The sequence below is a fragment of the Nocardioides luteus genome, assembly GCF_014648595.1.
Lineage (GTDB): Bacteria > Actinomycetota > Actinomycetes > Propionibacteriales > Nocardioidaceae > Nocardioides > Nocardioides luteus.
The window spans coordinates 74,902-95,026 of record NZ_BMRK01000016.1 but is presented as its reverse complement, the minus strand read 5'-3'; the positions used below and the strand labels follow the sequence as shown (position 1 = coordinate 95,026).

General features: G+C 67.8%; 14 protein-coding genes and 2 rRNA genes. 6 read left to right on the top strand and 10 right to left on the bottom strand.

The annotated features are described in order from the left end of the window. Window positions 1-80 precede the first annotated feature (80 nt). The 4 genes from IEY81_RS18425 (at window position 81) to IEY81_RS18410 (ending at window position 5,360) form a co-directional block, all read left to right on the top strand. Window positions 81-3,173: ribosomal RNA gene (locus tag IEY81_RS18425) — 23S ribosomal RNA — on the top strand. A gap of 170 nt (window positions 3,174-3,343) precedes the next feature. Further along, window positions 3,344-3,460 (top strand): 5S ribosomal RNA (rrf, locus tag IEY81_RS18420). A 112-nt stretch (window positions 3,461-3,572) separates the two neighbouring features. Then, window positions 3,573-4,625 (top strand): tetratricopeptide repeat protein, encoded by a 1,053-nt coding sequence (locus IEY81_RS18415; RefSeq protein WP_189119951.1) that lies wholly within the window; start codon window positions 3,573-3,575, stop codon window positions 4,623-4,625. Window positions 4,626-4,829: 204 nt separating this feature from the next. Then, a complete protein-coding gene (locus IEY81_RS18410) occupies window positions 4,830-5,360 on the top strand; it encodes a DUF3145 domain-containing protein (protein ID WP_268244509.1) in 531 nt (176 codons plus the stop codon). An 88-nt stretch (window positions 5,361-5,448) separates the two neighbouring features. Here the strand turns inward: IEY81_RS18410 and IEY81_RS18405 are convergent, their stop codons facing one another. From IEY81_RS18405 to aceE, 7 genes are all read right to left on the bottom strand, one after another. Beyond that, the gene (locus IEY81_RS18405) at window positions 5,449-6,894 is read right to left on the bottom strand and encodes an acyl-CoA carboxylase subunit beta (protein WP_189119950.1); all 1,446 of its coding nucleotides are present in this window, start codon (window positions 6,892-6,894) and stop codon (window positions 5,449-5,451) included. Continuing rightward, the gene (locus tag IEY81_RS18400; RefSeq protein WP_189119949.1) at window positions 6,894-8,162 is read right to left on the bottom strand and encodes a beta-ketoacyl-[acyl-carrier-protein] synthase family protein; all 1,269 of its coding nucleotides are present in this window, start codon (window positions 8,160-8,162) and stop codon (window positions 6,894-6,896) included. Before IEY81_RS18400 ends, IEY81_RS18405 begins: the two co-directional genes overlap by 1 nt. 94 nt (window positions 8,163-8,256) lie before the next feature. Continuing rightward, window positions 8,257-8,508: an acyl carrier protein gene (locus tag IEY81_RS18395; RefSeq protein WP_189119948.1), complete on the bottom strand. Its 252-nt coding sequence runs from the start codon at window positions 8,506-8,508 to the stop codon at window positions 8,257-8,259. A gap of 52 nt (window positions 8,509-8,560) precedes the next feature. Then, window positions 8,561-9,547 carry a beta-ketoacyl-ACP synthase III gene (locus IEY81_RS18390; protein WP_189119947.1) on the bottom strand — a complete coding sequence of 329 codons (987 nt, stop codon included), beginning with the start codon at window positions 9,545-9,547 and terminating at the stop codon, window positions 8,561-8,563. After that, complete coding sequence (locus IEY81_RS18385) at window positions 9,544-10,734, bottom strand: ACP S-malonyltransferase (protein ID WP_189119946.1); 1,191 nt, start codon at window positions 10,732-10,734, stop codon at window positions 9,544-9,546. Before IEY81_RS18385 ends, IEY81_RS18390 begins: the two co-directional genes overlap by 4 nt. 102 nt (window positions 10,735-10,836) lie before the next feature. Beyond that, window positions 10,837-12,024 carry a PucR family transcriptional regulator gene (locus IEY81_RS18380; protein ID WP_189119945.1) on the bottom strand — a complete coding sequence of 396 codons (1,188 nt, stop codon included), beginning with the start codon at window positions 12,022-12,024 and terminating at the stop codon, window positions 10,837-10,839. 144 nt (window positions 12,025-12,168) lie between these two features. Further along, on the bottom strand, window positions 12,169-14,907 hold the full coding sequence (gene aceE / locus IEY81_RS18375) for a pyruvate dehydrogenase (acetyl-transferring), homodimeric type (RefSeq protein ID WP_229787983.1): 2,739 nt from the start codon (window positions 14,905-14,907) through the stop codon (window positions 12,169-12,171). Between the two features lie 187 nt (window positions 14,908-15,094). Between aceE and IEY81_RS18370 the strand changes: the two genes are divergently transcribed. Continuing rightward, window positions 15,095-15,988: a carbohydrate kinase family protein gene (locus IEY81_RS18370; protein ID WP_229787980.1), complete on the top strand. Its 894-nt coding sequence runs from the start codon at window positions 15,095-15,097 to the stop codon at window positions 15,986-15,988. Here IEY81_RS18370 and IEY81_RS18365 read toward each other — a convergent pair. Both IEY81_RS18365 and IEY81_RS18360 read right to left on the bottom strand, forming a co-directional pair. Next, window positions 15,933-16,979, bottom strand: a complete 1,047-nt coding sequence (locus IEY81_RS18365; RefSeq protein ID WP_189119943.1) for an NAD(P)/FAD-dependent oxidoreductase — start codon at window positions 16,977-16,979, stop codon at window positions 15,933-15,935. The two genes, IEY81_RS18370 and IEY81_RS18365, sit on opposite strands and share 56 nt — an antisense overlap. Continuing rightward, complete coding sequence (locus IEY81_RS18360) at window positions 16,976-18,064, bottom strand: glutamate-cysteine ligase family protein (RefSeq protein WP_189119942.1); 1,089 nt, start codon at window positions 18,062-18,064, stop codon at window positions 16,976-16,978. Before IEY81_RS18360 ends, IEY81_RS18365 begins: the two co-directional genes overlap by 4 nt. A gap of 67 nt (window positions 18,065-18,131) precedes the next feature. Between IEY81_RS18360 and IEY81_RS18355 the strand changes: the two genes are divergently transcribed. Beyond that, window positions 18,132-18,905 carry a siderophore-interacting protein gene (locus tag IEY81_RS18355; protein ID WP_189119941.1) on the top strand — a complete coding sequence of 258 codons (774 nt, stop codon included), beginning with the start codon at window positions 18,132-18,134 and terminating at the stop codon, window positions 18,903-18,905. A gap of 9 nt (window positions 18,906-18,914) precedes the next feature. Here IEY81_RS18355 and IEY81_RS18350 read toward each other — a convergent pair whose 3' ends face one another. Continuing rightward, a complete protein-coding gene (locus IEY81_RS18350) occupies window positions 18,915-20,108 on the bottom strand; it encodes a glycoside hydrolase 5 family protein (protein WP_189119940.1) in 1,194 nt (397 codons plus the stop codon). Between the last annotated feature and the right edge of the window lie 17 nt (window positions 20,109-20,125).

The window sequence follows — 20,125 nt, the reverse complement described above, 5'->3', positions numbered from 1 at the left end:
GGGTGTGTGTTGGTCTTCGTAGCGCAGACAAGCGGCGATCGTGAGGTCGTGGTTTGTTGTTTTTGTTGAGTGTTTGTGAGAGATAAGCTATGAAGGGCACATGGTGGATGCCTTGGCATCAAGAGCCGATGAAGGACGTTGGAGCCTGCGATAAGCCCTGGGGAGTTGGCAACCGAGCGTTGATCCGGGGGTGTCCGAATGGGGAAACCCAGCACGAGTCATGTCGTGTTACCTGCGCCTGAATCTATAGGGCGTGTGGAGGGAACGCGGGGAAGTGAAACATCTCAGTACCCGTAGGAAGAGAAAACAATAGTGATTCCGAGAGTAGTGGCGAGCGAAATCGGATGAGGCTAAACCAACTGCGTGTGATAGACGGCAGTCGTTGCGTAGTTGGGGTTGTGGGATATGTCTTTCATCGTCTGCCGGCGGTGAGCTCAGTGAGAAACCAAGCATGAAGGTGAACCAGTTGGGAAGCTGGGCCGGAGCGGGTGATAGCCCCGTAGTCGTATGTGTTTGGCTGGGTTGATGTACTTCCCAAGTAGGACGGCACTCGTGGAATGTCGTGTGAATCTGGCGGGACCACCCGCTAAGCCTAAATACTTCTTGATGACCGATAGCGGACCAGTACCGTGAGGGAAAGGTGAAAAGTACCCCTGGCGGGGAGTGAAATAGTACCTGAAACCGTGTGCCTACAATCCGTCAGAGCCCGGCCGGCCTTTTGGCAGTGGGGGTGATGGCGTGCCTTTTGAAGAATGAGCCTGCGAGTTAGCGGTGTGTGGCAAGGTTAACCCGTGTGGGGAAGCCGTAGCGAAAGCGAGTCCTAATAGGGCGATTGAGTCGCGCGCTCTAGACCCGAAGCGAAGTGATCTAGCCATGGGCAGGTTGAAGCGCCGGTAAGACGGCGTGGAGGACCGAACCCACTTCAGTTGAAAATGGAGGGGATGACCTGTGGTTAGGGGTGAAAGGCCAATCAAACTTCGTGATAGCTGGTTCTCCCCGAAATGCATTTAGGTGCAGCGTTGCGTGTTTCTTGCCGGAGGTAGAGCACTGGATAGCCGATGGGCCCGACCAGGTTACTGACGTTAGCCAAACTCCGAATGCCGGTAAGTGAGAGCGCAGCAGTGAGACAGTGGGGGATAAGCTCCATTGTCGAGAGGGAAACAGCCCAGACCATCAGCTAAGGCCCCTAAGCGGTAACTAAGTGGAAAAGGATGTGGAGTCGCAGTGACAACCAGGAGGTTGGCTTGGAAGCAGCCACCCTTGAAAGAGTGCGTAATAGCTCACTGGTCAAGTGATTCCGCGCCGACAATGTAGCGGGGCTCAAGTTATCCGCCGAAGCTATGGCACTCCAGTTGATTCTGGGGTGGGTAGGGGAGCGTCGTGTATCGAGTGAAGCAGCGGAGTGATCCAGCGGTGGACGGTACGCGAGTGAGAATGCAGGCATGAGTAGCGAATGATGTGTGAGAAACACATCCGCCGATTGATCAAGGGTTCCAGGGTCAAGCTAATCTGCCCTGGGTAAGTCGGGACCTAAGGCGAGGCCGACAGGCGTAGTCGATGGACAACGGGTTGATATTCCCGTACCGGCGAAGTGACGCCCATGATGAGGCGCATGATGCTAACCATCTGAAGCACACGTGACCGATCCCTTCGGGGTGAGGCGTGTGTGTGGAACATGGGACCCGAGTGTGTAGTAGTCAAGTGATGGGGTGACGCAGGAAGGTAGTCGAACCACGGCGATGGTTGTCCGTGGCCAAGCATGTAGGACTGAGTCTAGGCAAATCCGGGCTCTGTATGTCTGAGATGTGATGGGGACCCGTTTGGGGAAGTCGATGATCCTATGCTGTCGAGAAAAACCTCTAGCGAGTCATGAGCCGCCCGTACCCCAAACCGACTCAGGTGATCAGGTAGAGAATACCGAGGCGATCGAGCGAACCATGGTTAAGGAACTCGGCAAAATGCCCCCGTAACTTCGGGAGAAGGGGGGCCCGGATCGTGAACCCACTAGCTGGGGGAAGCGTGAAGGGCCGCAGAGACCAGGCCCAAGCGACTGTTTACTAAAAACACAGGTCCGTGCGAAGTTGTAAGACGATGTATACGGACTGACTCCTGCCCGGTGCTGGAAGGTTAAGAGGACGGGTTAGCACTTGTGCGAAGCTCAGAATTTAAGCCCCAGTAAACGGCGGTGGTAACTATAACCATCCTAAGGTAGCGAAATTCCTTGTCGGGTAAGTTCCGACCTGCACGAATGGAGTAACGACTTGGGCGCTGTCTCAACCGTGGACTCGGCGAAATTGCACTACGAGTAAAGATGCTCGTTACGCGCGGCAGGACGGAAAGACCCCGGGACCTTTACTATAGTTTGGTATTGGTGTTTGGTTCGGCTTGTGTAGGATAGGTGGGAGACTGTGAAGCGCACACGCCAGTGTGTGTGGAGTCATCGTTGAAATACCACTCTGGTCGTACTAGATGTCTAACTTCGGACCATGATCTGGTTCAGGGACAGTGCCTGATGGGTAGTTTAACTGGGGCGGTTGCCTCCTAAAATGTAACGGAGGCGCTCAAAGGTTCCCTCAGCCTGGTTGGCAATCAGGTGGCGAGTGTAAGTGCACAAGGGAGCTTGACTGTGAGACAGACATGTCGAGCAGGGACGAAAGTCGGAACTAGTGATCTGGCCACGGCATGTGGAAGCGTGGTCACTCAACGGATAAAAGGTACCCCGGGGATAACAGGCTGATCTTCCCCAAGAGTCCATATCGACGGGATGGTTTGGCACCTCGATGTCGGCTCGTCGCATCCTGGGGCTGGAGTAGGTCCCAAGGGTTGGGCTGTTCGCCCATTAAAGCGGCACGCGAGCTGGGTTTAGAACGTCGTGAGACAGTTCGGTCCCTATCCGCCGCGCGCGTAGGAAACTTGAGAAAGGCTGTCCCTAGTACGAGAGGACCGGGATGGACGAACCTCTGGTGTGCCAGTTGTACCGCCAGGTGCATGGCTGGTTGGCTACGTTCGGAAGTGATAACCGCTGAACGCATCTAAGCGGGAAGCACGTTTCAAGATGAGGTTTCCCACCCTTTATGGGTTAAGGCCCCCTACAGACTATGGGGTTGATAGGCCGGAGGTGTACAGCAGTGATGCCCAGCCGACCGGTACTAATAGGCCGAGGGCTTATCTTTCATAAACCCTCAACAAAAACAACAAATCGAAGACCACTTCGATGAGACTGTTCGCGTCCACGAACCAACATCGACAGATGTTAGAACTGAACAATGGCTTGGCCACCCCAAGCAGCTCTGCCTGGCAGCAACAGCGCCGGCGGAAGAGTGCGGGGGTGAGTCGATAGAGTTACGGCGGCCATAGCGAAGGGGAAATACCCGGTCCCATCCCGAACCCGGAAGTCAAGCCCTTCAGCGCCGATGGTACTGCAACCGAGAGGCTGTGGGAGAGTAGGACGCCGCCGGACAAAATTTCAGGTAGAGGCCGCCCATTTGGGCGGCCTCTACTGCTTTTACCAGCGAAACGGTCTGGGGATCGTTCGAAGTCGGCTGCAGTGAGCAGCAGTGAGGATGGCCGCTATGGCTGACGAGCGCCGTAGCAACAGAGGCGGAAAGCCCGCTGGACGCCCGGGGCGTCCGAAGAGCTCAGGTTCATCCGCCGGAGGCCGCGGCGGCCGACCCAGTGGGGGCCGACCCGGCGCAGGTCGCAGCAGCGACCGGCGCGACGGTTCAGGTGGCCGCGGTGGCGACGAGCGTCGCGACGGCAAGCCCTCGACCGGTCGCGGCGGTCCGCGCGCAGGCGGCCGCTCGGACGGCCCGAAGCGTGGCGGCGGCAACGACCGCAAGGGCGGTTACTCCAAGGACCGTGGCGGCAAGCCGGGCGGTAAGCCCGGTGGCAAGCCGCGTCGGTTCGACGAGCCGCGCGAGGAGCGCACCGCCGACCAGCGCGCCTACGACGGCCCCGAGCTGCCCGATGAGGTGACCGGCAAGGAGCTGGACCGTGCGATCGCGGCTCAGCTGCGCGGTCTCCCGGAGAAGCTCGCGGCGCGGATCGCGCGTCACCTCGTCGCTGCGGACATGTACATCGACTCGGACCCGGAGCTTGCCTACCAGCACGCCAAGGCTGCCAAGTCGCGTACTCAGCGGATCGCGGTGATCCGCGAGGCACTGGGTGAAGCCGCCTACGCCGCCGGCCACTACGCCGAGGCGCTCGCCGAGCTGCGAGCTGCCAAGCGGATGAACGGCGCCACGGCCTACCTGCCGATCATGGCGGACTGCCACCGGGCGCTCGGTCAGCCCGAGCAGGCGATCAAGCTCGCGCACAGCCCGTCGGTCGTGAACTTCGAGGCGCCGGCGAAGGCCGAGATGACCATCGTCGAGGCCGGCGCACGCCGTGACATGAAGCAGTACGACGCGGCGCTGCGGATCCTCGAGCAGGCTCCGCTCAACAACAAGAGCCGCGAGGCCTGGGTCGTGCGGCTGCGCTACGCCTACGCAGACACGCTCCAGGAGGCCGGCCGCGACAAGGACGCGCTGACCTGGTTCCACCGCACGTACGCGATCGACGCCGAGGAGATCACCGACGCCGCGGTGCGCGCCGAGGCGCTCGAGAAGACGGTCGAGCGGGACTGACGGCTCAGCCTGATGTGAAGCCAGTGGTGGTCGGCCTTCGGGTCGACCGCCACTGATCGTTTTGCCTTGATACTGGAGATCCTTGGCCTCGTAGGTAAGAATGGTGCCCACAACTACATCCGTGTGATACCGAACTGTTTCCTTCACGCATGATCGAGCCCGCTGGGGAAGGCGTAGCTCGCGCCGCAACGAAGGAGATATTCGGTGACCACTCAGATCAAGGACCCGAGCGCCTCGCGTGGCATCGCCCGAGGCGTTGTGTTCGTGCATTCGGCTCCCTCTGCGCTCTGCCCTCACATCGAATGGGCGGTCGCGGGGGTTCTCGGCGTGCCGGTGAACTTCGACTGGACGGCGCAGCCCGCCCAGGCCGGCACCTACCGGGCCGAGCTCTTCTGGTCCGGTGCGGTCGGATCGGCGGCGGCCATCGCCTCAGCGCTCAAGGGGTGGACCCACCTGCGTTTCGAGGTCACCGAGGACGCCACGGCGACCACCGAGGGAGCCCGCTACTCCTTCACCCCCGACCTCGGCGTCTTCCACGCCGTGACGGGGCTGCACGGCGACATCATGATCCCCGAGGACAGGCTCAAGGCGGCGGTGGTCAAGGCCGCCCTCGGCGACACGACCCTCGAGCTGGAGGTCGACAAGCTCCTCGGCAAGCCGTGGGACGACGAGCTGGAGACGTTCCGGCACGCGGGGGAGGGCGCACCCGTCCGCTGGCTGCACCAGGTCGTCTAGCGACCTGCGTCGGCCGCGGAGCACGGTCGACGAGACACCGAGGCCCCCGGAGCGTGAGCTCCGGGGGCCTCGGTGCGCTGTGTGTCGATCAGAGAGGGATGTTGCCGTGTGCGCCGCGGCGTACGCCGACGGTCTGGATCGCTTCCTCGAAGGCGGCCGCGATCGCGCTGCGGGTCGCCGACGGCTCGATGACCTCGTCGACGACGCCGATCTCGACGGCCTTGTCGACCCCGCCGGCGAGGCGCTCGTGCTCGGCGGCGAGCTCCGCCTCGACCTGAGGACGGAGGTCGGGCGCGACCTCGGCGAGCTTGCGGCGGTGCAGGATGCGGATCGCGGCGACCGGGCCCATGACGGCGACCTCGGCGCCCGGCCAGGCGAAGACCTTCGTTGCGCCGAGCGAGCGGGCGTTCATGGCGATGTAGGCGCCGCCGTAGGTCTTGCGGGTCACCAGGGTGACCCGGGGGACCACGCACTCGCCGAAGGCGTGCAGGAGCTTGGCTCCGCGGCGTACGACACCGTCCCACTCCTGGCCGACGCCGGGCAGGTAGCCGGGGACGTCGACAAGGACGATCAGCGGGACGCCGAGCGAGTCGCAGAGGCGTACGAAGCGGGAGGCCTTCTCCGCCGAGAGCGAGTCGAGACAGCCGCCCAGACGCAGCGGGTTGTTGGCCACGACACCGACGGTGCGGCCGCCGAAGCGACCGAGGGCGGTGACGATGTTGGGAGCCCAGCGGGCGTGCAGCTCCTGAGCGGTGCCCTCGTCGAGGACGTTCTCGACCAGCGGGTGGACGTCGTAGGCGCGCTTCTTCGACTCGGGAAGCTGCTCGGCGAGGTCCTTGTCCTCGACCGCAGAGACGTCGAGACCGCCCTGGGAGCCCAGGAGTGAGGTCACGCCGCGCGCCTTGTCGAGCGCCTCGCGCTCGGACTCGGTGAGGATGTGGACGACGCCGGAGCGGCGGCCGTGGGGCTCGGGACCGCCGAGGCGGAGCATGTCGACGTCCTCACCGGTGACGGAGCGGACGACGTCCGGGCCGGTCACGAAGATGCGGCCCTCGGGGCCGAGGATGACGACGTCGGTGAGCGCCGGGCCGTACGCGGCGCCGCCGGCGGCCGGGCCGAGGACGACCGAGATCTGCGGGATCTTGCCGCTGGCCTGGGTCATCACGTGGAAGATGCGGCCGACGGCGTGGAGCGAGAGGACGCCCTCCGCGAGCCGGGCGCCGCCCGAGTGCCACAGACCGATGATCGGCACGCCGTCGGTCATGGCCCGGTGATAGGCATCGACGACCACCCGGCAGCCGAGGTCACCCATCGCGCCGCCCATGACGGTGGCGTCGGAGCAGAAGGCGACCGCGCGGGTGCCGTCCACCTCGCCGACGGCGGCGAGCATGCCGGAATCGTCGTCGGGGGAGATGAGCTGGACGGTGCCCTCGTCGAAGAGCGCCTTGAGACGGGTGACGGGGTTGCGCGGGTCCTGGTCGCGGGGAAGCTTCTGCTTCTTCGCGGGGGCCGGCGCGGGCGTGGTGATGGTCATCAGATGCTCCCGTAGACGACCGCGACATTGGCGCCGCCGAAACCGAAGGAGTTGTTGAGAGCCGCGATGTCGCCGACCGGGAGGTCGCGTGGCTTGGTGGCGATGTCGAGCTCGACCGCGGGGTCGAGGTTGTCGAGGTTGATCGTCGGCGGCGACTGGCGATGGTGGATGGCCAGCACGGTCGCGACGGTCTCGAGGGCGCCGGCGCCGCCGAGCAGGTGGCCGGTCATCGACTTGGTCGAGGTGACCACGACGTCCTCGACGTGCTTGCCGAGGGTGGCGTGGAGCATGAGGCCCTCGGCGATGTCGCCCTGCGGCGTGGAGGTCGCGTGGGCGTTGACGTGGGTGATCGAGTTCGGGTCGATGTCGCCGTCCTCGAGCGCGCGCTTGATGGCGCGGCTGCCGCCTCGACCCTCGGGGTCGGGCTGGGCGATGTCGTGGGCGTCGGCGGTCACGCCGGCGCCGAGGACCTCGGCGTAGATCCGGGCGCCACGCGCCTGGGCGTGCTCGAGCTTCTCGAGCACGACGATGCCGGCACCCTCACCGAGGACGAAGCCGTCGCGGCCGGTGTCCCAGGGGCGGCTGACCGTCGCCGGGTCTCCGCCGTCGGGGCCGGAGGCGGTCTTGGAGAGGGCCATCATGTTGGCGAACGCGGCGATCGGCAGCGGGTGGATCGCCGCCTCGGTGCCGCCGGCGAGGACGACGTCGGCGCGGCCCAGACGGATCTGGTCGGCGGCCTGGGCGATCGCCTCGGAGCCTGAGGCACAGGCCGAGATCGGGGTCTGAGCTGCGGCGCGGGCGCCGTAGATCAGCGAGATGTTGGCGGCTGAGGCGTTGGCCATCAGCATCGGGACGGCCAGCGGGCTGACCCGGCGCGGCCCCTTGGAGAGCAGGTTGTCGTAGTTGTCGAGGAGTGTGGTGACGCCACCGATGCCGGTGGCCACGGCGACGCCGAGGCGCTCACCGTCGAGGCCGGCGTCCGCGGCGTTGCCCTCGAAGCCGGCGTCCTTCCACGCCTCGGCCGCGGCGATCACGGCGAACTGTGCGGAGCGGTCCAGGCGCCTGGCCTTGACTCGCTCGAGGACCTCGGTCGGCTCGACGGCGGCGCGGCCGCCGATGCGTACGGGGAGGTCGGCGGCCCACTCCTCGGTGAGCTCGCGGATGCCGGAGCGGCCGGCGATCAAGGCATCCCAGGTGGTGGCAGTGTCTCCGCCGACCGGGTTGGTGGTGCCCAATCCGGTGACGACGACTCGGGTGCGGCTGCTCATGTGGTCTCCGTGTGGGGTGGTTGGCGCTGAAGGGTCGGTTGAGGCAGGTCCGGCGGCTCGGCCTGGGAGGGTTGGCCGAGCCGCCGAGTCCGCGTCAGGCGTTCGCGGAAGCCTTCTCGATGAAGCTCACCGCGTCGCCGACGGTCTTGAGGTTCTTGACCTCTTCGTCGGGGATGGATACGCCGAACTTCTCCTCGGCAGCGACAACGACCTCGACCATGGACAGCGAGTCGACGTCGAGGTCGTCGACGAACGACTTGTCGAGCTGGACGTCGGCGGTGTCGATGCCGGCGACCTCGTTGACGATCTCGGCGAGGTCGGAGCGGATCTCTTCGGTGGTGGCCATGTGTGGTGTTTCCTCTCGGATTTTCTGTGTTGAAACTCTGGGTGGTGCCGGACTAGGGGACGACGACGACCTGGGCTGCGTAGACCAGGCCGGCGCCGAAGGCGATCAGCAGAGCGGTGTCGCCCGGCTTCGCCTGGCCCTCCTCGATCATCCGCTCGAGCGCGAGCGGGACCGAGGCGGCCGAGGTGTTGCCCATGGTGGCGATGTCGCGAGCGATCTCGACCGACTCCGGCAGCTTCATGGAGCGGGCGAGGGCGTCGACGATGCGCATGTTGGCCTGGTGGGGCACGAAGCAGTTGAGCTCGTCTGCGGTGATTCCAGCTTTCTCGAGCGCCTCGTTGCCGACCTTCGCCATCGAGTAGGAGGCCCAGCGGAAGACCGGGTTGCCCTGCATCCTCAGCCAGGGGGTCTCCTTGGCCTCGATCGCGTCGAACCAGTCGGCCGTCTGGATGTGGTCGGCCTTGTCGCCCGAGGAGCCCCACACGACCGGGCCGATGCCGGGCTCGTCGCTCGGGCCGACCACGGCCGCGCCCGCGCCGTCGGCGAAGATGAACGCGGTGCCGCGGTCGTGCGGGTCGGTGATGTCGGAGAGCCGCTCGACCCCGATGACGAGTACGTTGCGGGAGCTGCCGCCGCGGATGAAGTCGTTGGCCATCGAGATGCCGTGGCAGAAGCCGGCACAGGCGGCCGAGATGTCGAAGGCAGCCGGGTGGTCGGCGCCCAGCTCGTCGGCGACCAGCGCGGCGACCGCAGGGGTCTGGCGCATGTGGCTGACGGTGGCGACGATGACGCAGTCGATCTCCTCGATGCCGATGCCGGCGTGGTCGAGCGCCTTGCGGGCAGCGGCGACGGACATCATCTGGACGGTCTCGTCCTCGGTCGCCCAGCGGCGCTCGGTGATGCCGGAGCGGGTGCGGATCCACTCGTCGGAGGAGTCGATCAGGTCGACGATCTCGCTGTTGGGGACCACCCGGCTCGGACGGTAGCCGCCCACGCCGAGGATGCGGGCGTGGGGTGCACCTGTCGAGGCTGAGATCACGAGTGCTGCGCTCCCGTCGGGTGAAGGCGGAGGAGGGGCTGTCCGGGGGAGACGAGGTCGCCGTCCTCGACCAGCCACTCGATGATCTCACCGCCGTGGGCGGAGGTGATCGCGATCGTGTCGCGCAGGCTCGCGATCGCGCCGATCTCGGTGTCGGCCGGGATCACGCCCAGGCCGGAGACGGCCTCGGAGAGCTTGAAGGTGCCCTTGGCGGGCGAGACGACCATGCGCCAGGTCGGCGTGGTCTCGATCGGGTTGGACTCACCGTGCTTCTCCACGAAGGCTCGGGCGTCCTCGAGCTGGTCGGGAGTCTTCAGGGCGAAGGTCTCCACACCCTTGAGGGCGCGCTTGGCGATCCCGGTCAGGGTGCCGGCCGGCGGCATCTCCAGGATGCCGGTCACACCGATGTCGGACATCGTGTCGAGGCAGAGGTCCCAACGCACCGGGTTGGCGATCTGACCGACGATCCGGCCCAGCGCCTTCGCACCGTCGTGGACGATCTGGCCGTCCTTGTTGCTGATCAGACGGGTGCGCGGGTCATGGGTGGAGACGCTCTGGGCCAACCGGGCGAGGTGGCCGACGGCAGGCTCCATATGAGTGGTGTGGAAGGCGCCGGCGACGCTGAGCGGCATCAGTCGGGCCTTGGCGGGCGGCTCGGCGGCGAAGGCCTCGAGCTGCTCCATGGTGCCGGCGGCGACGATCTGGCCGGGGCCGTTGTCGTTGGCAGGGGTGAGGCCGTGCTTCTCGATCGCGGCGAGCACCTCCTCACGGTTGCCGCCGAGCACGGCGGTCATCCCGGTCGGGGTCTTCGCGGCGGCCTCGGCCATGGCCTTGCCGCGCTCGCGGACCAGCACCATCGCCTGCTCGGCGCTGATCGCCCGAGCACCTGCGGCAGCGGTGATCTCACCGACGCTGTGGCCGGCGACGGCGCCGATCTTGGAGAAGGCGTCGGCCGGCTGCGGGAAGAGCTGCAGCGCGGCGACCAGCCCGGTGGCGACCAGCAGCGGCTGGGCGATCTCGGTGGCACGGATAGTCTCTGCGTCGGCATTGGTGCCGTAGTCGATCAGGTCGATGCCTGCGACGGTCGAGAGCCACTCCATACGAGCGGCGAAAGCGGGGTCCTCCAACCACGGGGTGAGGAATCCTGGTGTCTGAGCACCTTGTCCTGGGGCGACAATGACGAGCACGGAACGATGTTCCCGTCTCAGGGGGTATTCGTTCACCTTCCGCGGCGACGAATATCTGTCAGGCAATCTTGTAGGAGTCCTACAAATGTGCCGCTTTGCCTGTCAGTGGTCCTGCTGACGGCCGAGAATGAGCGCAACCTGCAGTGCGAGCGCGTCGCGGGAGTCGGTCGGGGTGAACCCGGTGAGCTCGGCGACCTGCTTCAGCCGGTAGCGCACGGTGTTGGGATGCACGAACAGGGTGCGTCCGGTGGCCTCGAGGCCACCTCCGGCGGCGAAGTACGCAGCCAGTGTCTCGATCAGGGTGCTGCGAGCCTCCACCAACGGCTGGTAGAGATGCTCGATCAGGTAGCGGTGGGCCCACGCGTCCCCTGCCAGCGCACGCTCGGGCAGGAACGACTGGCTGCGGGCCGGGCGCGGGGCGTCGGGCCAGCCGGGCGCGGCGCGGTAGGCGGAGAGTGCGGCTCGGGCCGATTCGGCAGCAGTCGCGAGGCCGCTGGCGACCGGCCCCACCACGACCGGGCCGTCCGCGAAGAGGTCGGCGATCCGACCGGCGGCGACCAGCGGGTCCTCGACGCCTCCGAGCAGCGCGACGAGCCGGTCACCCTGGACCGCGCAGAGGGTGTGCAGGCCGTGGGCACGGGCGCGGCGGCGTACCTCCTCCATGGCGGCGTCGAGGCCGATGCCGTCCGGCGCGTGGCCGAGCACGGCGCACAGCTGCAGGTCGGCGTCCCAGCCGAGCGCGCTGGCGCGGGAGAGGACCACCTCGTCGGTCTCGGCGCGCAGCACCGCGTCGACCACCAGGGCCTCGAGCCGGGCGTCCCAGGCACCACGCTGCTCCGCGGCGCGGGCGTAGACCTCGGCGGTGGCGAAGGCGACCTCGCGGGCGTAGCGGCCGATCGCCTCGTGCACGTCTGCGGCGTCCTCGGGGCCGAGCAGGTCGTCGATGTTGGCCTCGACCACCTCGATCGAGAGCCGCACCAGGTCGACGGTCTGCTGGAGTGTGATGAGCCCGGTCAGCGCCCGCGGGGCGACGCCGAACATCGACGCCGCCAGGTCGGGCTTGGCGGTGTCGGCGGAGGCGCCGCCGGCGTACCAGGCGACGAACTCCTTGATGCCGGCCTGCACGATCAGACCGACCAGCGAACGGTTCTTGGCCGAGAGGTCCTTGAACCACGGCATCGCGTCGTCCATCCGCGAGGTGGCGGCCGTCGCCAGCCGTCCCGTCGCGCGCCGGAGCGCCTGCGCGGTGCGCTGGCGGGTTGGCGGGATCACTGCGGTCACGTCGTCCATTCTTGCGCTGCCTGCCTCCAGAAGCATGTCGAGCCGGCGCATCTGCCCCACGGAGAAGCGCCGAGTCGGCGCAAATGCCTCAACATCGTGGGGCAGATGCGCCGACTCGGCGGACTTGAACGGGGCAGATGCGCCGACTCGGCGTTATGCGTCCCCGCCCTCCTGGAGGATGCCCTTCGTGGCGGTCGGGTCGTCGATGCGGTAGGTGTCGAAGGCCTTCTTCACCAGCGCGGGGTCGATCTCGCCGGCCTCGGCCAGAGCCTGGAGGGCCTGGACGACGACGGACTGGGCGTCGATCTGGAAGAAGCGACGCGCGGCCGGGCGGGTGTCGGCGAAGCCGAACCCGTCGGCACCCAGGACGCGGTAGTCGTCGGGCACCCAGCGGGCGATCTGCAGCGGGACGGCCCGCATGTAGTCCGAGACCGCGATGACGGGGCCGCTGGACGCCGAGAGCTTCTCGGTGACGTAGGGCGTGCGCGGCGTCTCACCCGGGTGGTTGAGGCTCCACTGCTCGGCGTCGACGGCGTCGCGAGCGAGCTCGTTCCACGAGGTGACCGACCAGGTGTCGGCGTTGACGCCCCAGTCGTCCTTGAGGAGGCGGGCGGCCTCCTCGACCCACGGGAAGCCGACGCCGGAGGCGAGCAGGCGGACGCGCGGTCCGCTCTCGTCCGTGGCGGAGACCTGGTGGATGCCCTTCAGGATGCCCTCGACGTCGACGCCCTCGGGCTCCTTGGGCTGGCTGACCGGCTCGTTGTAGACCGTCAGGTAGAAGATGACGTTCTCGCCGTGCGGGTTCTCCTCGGTCGAGCCGTACATCCGCTCGAGGCCGCTCTGCATGATGTGGGAGACCTCGTAGGCGAACGCCGGGTCGTAGTGCACGACCGCCGGGTTGGTCGCCGCCAGCAGCGGGGAGTGACCGTCGGCGTGCTGGAGACCCTCACCGGTCAGCGTGGTGCGGCCGGCGGTGGCGCCGATCAGGAAGCCGCGGCCCATCATGTCGGCCATCGCCCAGATGGAGTCCCCGGTGCGCTGGAACCCGAACATCGAGTAGAAGATGTAGAACGGGATCATCGGCTCGCCGTGCGTCGCGTACGCGGTGCCGGCAGCGGTCGCCGACGCCAGCGCGCCCGCCTCGGAGATGCCCTCGTGGAGCAGCTGGCCCTCGGAGGACTCCTTGTAGGAGAGCAACAACTTGCGGTCGACGCTCTCGTAGCGCTGCCCGCCCGGGTTGTAGACCTTGGCGCTGGGGAACATCGCGTCCATGCCGAAGGTGCGGTACTCGTCGGGCGCGATCGGCACGATGCGCTTGCCGATCTCCGGGTCGCGCATCCAGTCCTTGAGGAGCCGGACGGTGGCCATGGTGGAGGCGATCTTGTTCTTGCCGGAGCCCTGCTTGAGCTCGGAGTAGACCTTGTCACCCGGCAGCTTGAGCGGCTTGAAGTCGACCCGGCGCTCCGGGATGGGGCCACCGAGCTGCTTGCGGCGCTCCATCATGTATTCGATCTCGGCCGACTCCGGGCCCGGGTTGAAGAACGGCGCCGCGCCGGTGCGCTCGTAGGTCTCCTCGAGCTCCTTGTCGGAGATCGGCAGCAGCAGCCGGTCGCGGAACTTCTTCAGGTCCGGCATCGTCAGCTTCTTCATCTGGTGGGTGGCGTTCTTGCCCTCCAGAGCGTCGATCGTCCAGCCCTTGATGGTGTGGGCCAGGATGACGGTCGGCTGTCCGACGGTCTTGGTGGCCGCGTCGAAGGCCGCGTAGACCTTGCGGTAGTCGTGGCCACCGCGGGGGAGCTTGCGGATCTGCTCGTCGCTCATCTGCTCGACCATCTTGCGCAGGCGCGGGTCGGAGCCGAAGAAGTTCTCCCGGACGTAGCCGCCGGTCTCGACCGAGTAGGTCTGGAACTGGCCGTCAGGGGTGGAGTTCATCTTGTTGACCAGGACGCCGTCGACATCCTTGGCGAGCAGCTGGTCCCACTCGCGGCCCCAGATGACCTTGATGACGTTCCAGCCGGCACCGCGGAAGTTGGACTCCAGCTCCTGGATGACCTTGCCGTTGCCGGTCACCGGGCCGTCGAGCTGCTGCAGGTTGCAGTTGACCACCCAGACCAGGTTGTCGAGCTCCTCGCGGGCCGCGACGCGGATGGCGCCGAGCGACTCGGGCTCACCCATCTCGCCGTCGCCGAGGAACGCCCACACGCGCTGGTCGGAGGTGTCCTTGATGCCGCGGTTCTGCATGTAACGGTTGAACCGCGCCTGGTAGATCGAGTTGATCCCGGTCAGGCCCATGGAGACCGTGGGGAACTCCCAGAAGTCGGGCATCAGGCGCGGGTGCGGGTAGGACGAGATGCCCTGGCCGACGCCGTGCTGCACCTCCTGGCGGAAGCGGAACAGCTGCTCCTCGGTCATCCGGCCCTCGAGGAACGCGCGCGCGTAGATGCCGGGGGAGGCGTGGCCCTGGATGAAGACCTGGTCGCCGCCGCCGGGGTGGTCCTTGCCGCGGAAGAAGTGGTTGAAGCCGACCTCGTAGAGGCTCGCGGAGGACTGGTAGGTGGCGATGTGGCCGCCGACCTCCAGACCCTTGCGGTTGGCGGAGGAGACCATGACGGCGGCGTTCCAGCGGATGAAGGCGCGGATGCGTCGCTCGATGTCCTCATCGCCCGGGAACCACGGCTCGCGGTCGGAGGGGATGGTGTTGATGTAGTCGGTGCTGCGCAGCGCGGGCACCCCGACGGACTGCTCGCGAGCGCGCTCCAGCAGACGCAGCATCACGTAGCGGGCACGCTCACGTCCGTTCGACTCGATCATCGCGTCGAACGAGCCCAGCCACTCACTGGTCTCTTCAGGATCGATGTCCGGAAGCTGGGTCGGTAGACCCTCGTGGATCACGGTCGGCTGGGCGGGGGTAGGGCCCTGCGGACCACCAGTCGTCTCGGTGGATTCTTCGGTCACGTCCTCAATGGTTGCACGCGGTTGCGAGCGGATGCTCACCCGCGGTGGGTTACTGGACAGTAGGCGGTTTCTGCTGGTCAACCGCAGAAAATTCCGTGGTACGCCGAGTTGCTAATCTGCCGCCGTGACTAGCCTGGATCGTGACAATGCCGCTGCTGACGTCTTGGTGGTAGGTGAAGCGCTGGTCGACGTGGTCACCACGTCGGACGGAACGACCGAGGAGCACCCCGGCGGCAGCGGCGCCAACGTCGCGGTCGCGCTGGGCCGCCTCGGCCGGCCGGTGCGCTACGCAGCCTCCTACGCCGACGACGCCCGCGGACGGTCGCTGGCCGCTCACCTGGCCGCTTCCGGCGTCACGATGGCGTGCGACCCGCACGTGCTCGACCACACCTCGACGGCTCAGGCGACCATCACCGAGGACGGGTCGGCGACGTACGTCTTCGACCTGGAGTGGAAGCTGGGCGAGATCGCGGTGGGGACGCCGCGGTTCGTGCACGTCGGCTCGCTCGCCCCGGTGCTCTCGCCCGGCGCGGAGAGCGTCTTCGAGCTGCTCGACGGGCTTCCGGAATCGGCTCGGGTGCTCTACGACATCAACATGCGACCGACGCTGACCGGCACGGGCGAGGAGGTCGCGGAGCGCATCGAGCGGGCCGCGGCGTACGCGGACGTCGTCAAGGCCAGCGACGAGGACCTGGAGACGCTCTACCCGGGGATCGGTCTCGAGAAGGCCGCCGAGCGGCTGCTCGGCCTCGGCGCCGGTGCGGTCGCGGTGACCCGTGGCGGCGACGGCGCCAGCTGGATCACCGCGGACGGACGCGTCGACGTGGGCGCGGAGGAGGTCACCGTCGTGGACACAATCGGTGCCGGCGACACCTTCTCCGCGGGCCTGGTCGACGCGCTCTGGGACGACTTCGACCGCGACCGCCGCGAGGTGCTCGCGCACGGTGTCCGCGCGGCCGCCGTCACCGTCTCGCGGGCGGGCGCGAACCCGCCGACCCGGGCCGAGCTCGAGGGCTAGGCACCGGCTGGGCGACGAGCCGCTCGGCGAGCGTACGTCCCAGCCAGGCCGAGGAGCGGACCGAGCTGCCGCACCCTGCCAGCAGCAGGCCGGGGGAGGGCTCGTCGAGGACGAGCTTCTTCTGGGCGACGTCGACGCCCCACAGGATCTGCTCGACCTTCGCGTCGCGGAGCCAGGGGAGCGCGGTGCCCAGACCGCTGTCGAGCAGGGCGGTCCAGTGGTCGACCGGGCCACTGAGGTCGTCGTCCTCGACGATGTCCTCCTGGCCGACCAGCACCCGCAGACGACCCTCGACCGACTTCACGAAGGCGTAGCCGAAGCCGTCGCCGACCGGCACGATCGTGTGGGGCATCCGCGCGCGCTCGGGCGGCACGGGCAGGTCGAGCACGAAGAGCTGGCGCTTCTCGAGCTCGGTGCCGGTCTGCGGGAAGAGCCGCGCGTTGGCCGCGCCCAGCGCGACCAGGACCCGCTCGGCGCGGACCGTGCCGCGAGCGGTGTCGACCAGGTGGCCCGAGCCGTCGGGACGTACGCCCTCGACGACTGCGTCGGAGACGATCTGCGCCCCGGCGTCGGCGGCCTGCTCCAGCAGGTGGGCGACGAGCCGGGTGGCGGAGATGTTGAGCGCCGGGATGTGCTCGCCGGTGTGGAGCAGGTGGTAGGTGTTCTCGATCGCGGCCAGGTCGACGCCGTCGGCGAGCAGGCCCTGCACGAACGCGGCCGTCTCGGTGGTCATCTCCTGCTTGACCGGGTCGGGCCAGGTCCAGCGGATGCTGCCGCCGGAGTAGCGGTAGGTGGAGACGTGGCCCGGGTCATCGGCAGGGTCGGCGCTGAGCACCACGATCCGCAGCTCCGGAGACGTCCGCGCCAGGAAGTAGGCCGTCGCGGCGCCGATCGGTCCCGCTCCGCAGATCGCGACGTCGGCCTCTGCCGGCAGATTCTCGGGGTGGCCATCGGTCTGGTCAGCGGGCGGGTCTGCGGGCAGGTCGGTCAACGAAGTCCTTCCGAGCGGTACATCTGGCCGGTGTGCGAATACTCCTCCAGAAGGCTATCGGCCGGGGTGCGCCCCTCGCTCAGCAACCGATCCAGCGGGTCGAGGTGGCTCGCCTCGGGCGTTCCGGCGAGCGCGCGCCGGGCGGCGGCGAGCACCGCGCGGGCGCCAGCGGCGATCTCCGGGTCGGCGAACGCTTCGGTCGCGCAGCGCTGGTGGAGGTCACGGCTGGGCTGGTCCGCGAGACCGGGGAGATCGCCGGCCAGGCAGACGCCGAGCGTCAGCGCCGCGCCGGCGAGCAGCAGCTCGCGGGAGGTGAAGGCGTCGAACGCCTTGAACTCGATGCGGCCCTCCTCGCGGGGGATCCGCGGCGGGTGCACCATCGTCGCCTCCGCACCCACGGGCGGCTCGACGAAGCAGCGCGCGGCGACCCGCCGCCAGGTGCGCTCGTAGGTGCGTTTGCTGGGGCCGCGCCAGGGCCGGCCGGCGTGGAACGGCGAGCTGAAGCTGAACGGCACCATGAACGGGCTGTAGTGGGTCAGTCGTCGGGTCATCTCGACGACGTCCTGGGCGGAGGCGCCGGGGAAGGAGACGTTGATGTCCGGGCCATAGCTGAGGTTGGAGACCTCGGCGTGGTCGTACTCCCGGTGCTCGGCGCGCATCCGCTCCTCCCACGCGTTGAGCGGGGGATCGACGACGTACGCCTCGCGGACGGGGTTGAAGCCGACGATGCCGAGCTGCAGACCGAGGGGTGCGAGCCGCTCGACGAGGTCGTCCTGCAGGTCGGCGAGGCGGTCGGCGGCCGCGACGGTGCTGGCGCAGATCGGGGTGCGGATCTCGACACCCTTGACCAGCATGGAGGTGAACGTGCCGTCGGCGTCGAAGCGCTCGTCGCCCTCGAGGTACCAGTAGCCGCTCTTGATGCCGAGATCGCCGCGGACGAGGTCGTCGTCGGTGGCGCCCGCGCCGTCGGCGAGGGCTCGCTGGAGGACCTCGAAGTCGAGGTCGGTGAAGTCGTGGAACGTCGCGGCGTCGTCTGCCTCCGTGACCAGGGCATACTCGAACTCGAACCCGGCGGAGTAGAGCACGCCGCAACTCTAGGGCAGGCCGTGAGCCACGAGCGGCATTTCCTGCCTATTAGGTTAGGCTCCCCTCATGTTCAGCGCGGTCAAGCCGGAGACGAAGCCGGAGACCCGGGTCGTGGTCACCGCGACCCGGCGGCTCAGCGCCGGGATGATCCGCGTCCACTTCCTTGCCGAGGACCTCTCCGCGTTCGAGGGCAGCGTGTGCACCGACCGCTTCCTCCGCCTGGAGATCCCGGTCGGCGACGGCTCGACAGTCTGTCGCACCTACACGGCGCTGGAGCCGTCGGTCGCCGAGCGCACCTTCGCGATCGACTTCGTGCTCCACGGCGACGAGGGCGTCGCCGGGCGCTGGGCCGCGCACGCCGGCCCGGGTGACGTGCTCACCGTGCGCGGGCCGGGCGGGACGTACGCTCCGGACCCGGCGGCCGACTGGCACCTGCTCGTCGGAGACGAGTCCGGGCTGCCCGCGATCCGGGCCGCGCTCGCGGCGCTGCCGGCCGACGCCGTCGGCTACGCGGTGATCGAGGTGCCCTCCGCGGAGCATCTGCAGCAGGTCGAGGCGCCGGCTGGGGTCGAGGTGCGCTGGCTGGACGCGCAGGTCGACCCGCCGCTGGCGACCGTCGTGCGCGAGCTGCCCTGGCGGCTCGGCCGCGTGCACGCGTTCGTGCACGGCGAGGCCGAGGTCACCATGCAGCGGATCCGCCCCTACCTGCTGCACGAGCGCGGCATGCCGCGCGGCGACCTGTCCATCAGCGGCTACTGGCGCCGTGGCAACACCGAGGACGGCTTCCGTACGTGGAAGCGCAGCCAGGCCGTCGACGGTCAGGTCGCCTACGCCCGCTGAGGCCAGTCCTCAGCCGGCCGGTGGGACGATCTCGACCGGCCCGTCGACACGGGCGGCGACCCAGGCGCGGTGGAAGTCGCTTCCCGGGGCGACCTCGGCGCGGCGCTCGGGCTCGCGGAGGAGATCGACAGGGCACTCGATCCGTTGACGCGCGGCCTGCTCTGGGCGGGGTCCGCGGTGGTCGGCGATCGCCTCCGCCAGCGCCTCGGCGACCGGTTTGCGGCGGTGGTCGACGGTGAAGAGCCCGAGGTCGTACTCCCGCTCGGGGAAGTCGACCAGGGAGCGGTCCAGGTCGTGGGAGCACCACCAGGTGATGCCGAACAGCGCCGGATTCTGGGCGACGTGGTCGATCGTGCCGATGACGAAGTCGCGAACGCTCCCTGCGGGAATCTCCGGCAGGGGAGCGCCGATTTCCTGGAGCCAGACGCGGCGCCCCGGCTCGGTGGCGTACGCAGCAGCCAGCTCGACCAGATAGTCGGCATGCGTGAGCGTGGCCGGCCCCAGCGGCGCGTCGATCGCGCCGACGCCGTTGAAGACCCAGGAGTGGACGGTGCTGAGGTCGCCGAGCGTGGTGACGTCGGCGGGCGCGAAGGGGTGGTCCGGGGCGTAGAAGGCGTCGTCGAAGAGCGAGTGGAGGCAGAGCAGTCCGGGTGCGGCCTCCCGTGCGACCTCGAGGAGCTCCTCGGCCCAGGCGCGGGAGTCGGCGATGGTGGTCTCGTTGGCCGGCCACAGGTTGTTCACCTCGTTGCCGAGGGTCAGCGCGAAGACGTTGTCGCGGGAGGCGACTGCGCCGGCGAGAGTGTCGACGTAGGTCCGCAGGCCCTCGCGGACCCCGGCGTCGTCGAAGAGCGAGCGCCGGTGGTGGGTGAGGACCCAGGAGGGCAGGAAGTCGAAGCTGGACAGGTGGCCCTGGACCAGGTCGACGCAGACGTCGAGGCCGCGGGCAGCGGCGAGGTCGATCGTGGTGAGCACGTCCTCGACCGCCGCTGAGCGGATCAGGGTGCGGTTGGGCTGGATCCACGGCCAGACCGGGAAGATGCGCACGTGGTCGAGGCCGAGGCCGGCGAGGTCGTCGAAGTCGCGGGCGATCTGGTCGGGTTCGAAGTCGAGCCAGGAGTAGAACCAGCCGGCCGAGGGCACGTTGTTGGCGCCGAAGCGTAGTGGCTCCGAGGTGGTCGCGGGCGGCTTCGTTCGAGCTGACACCCGCGCAATATAGACCG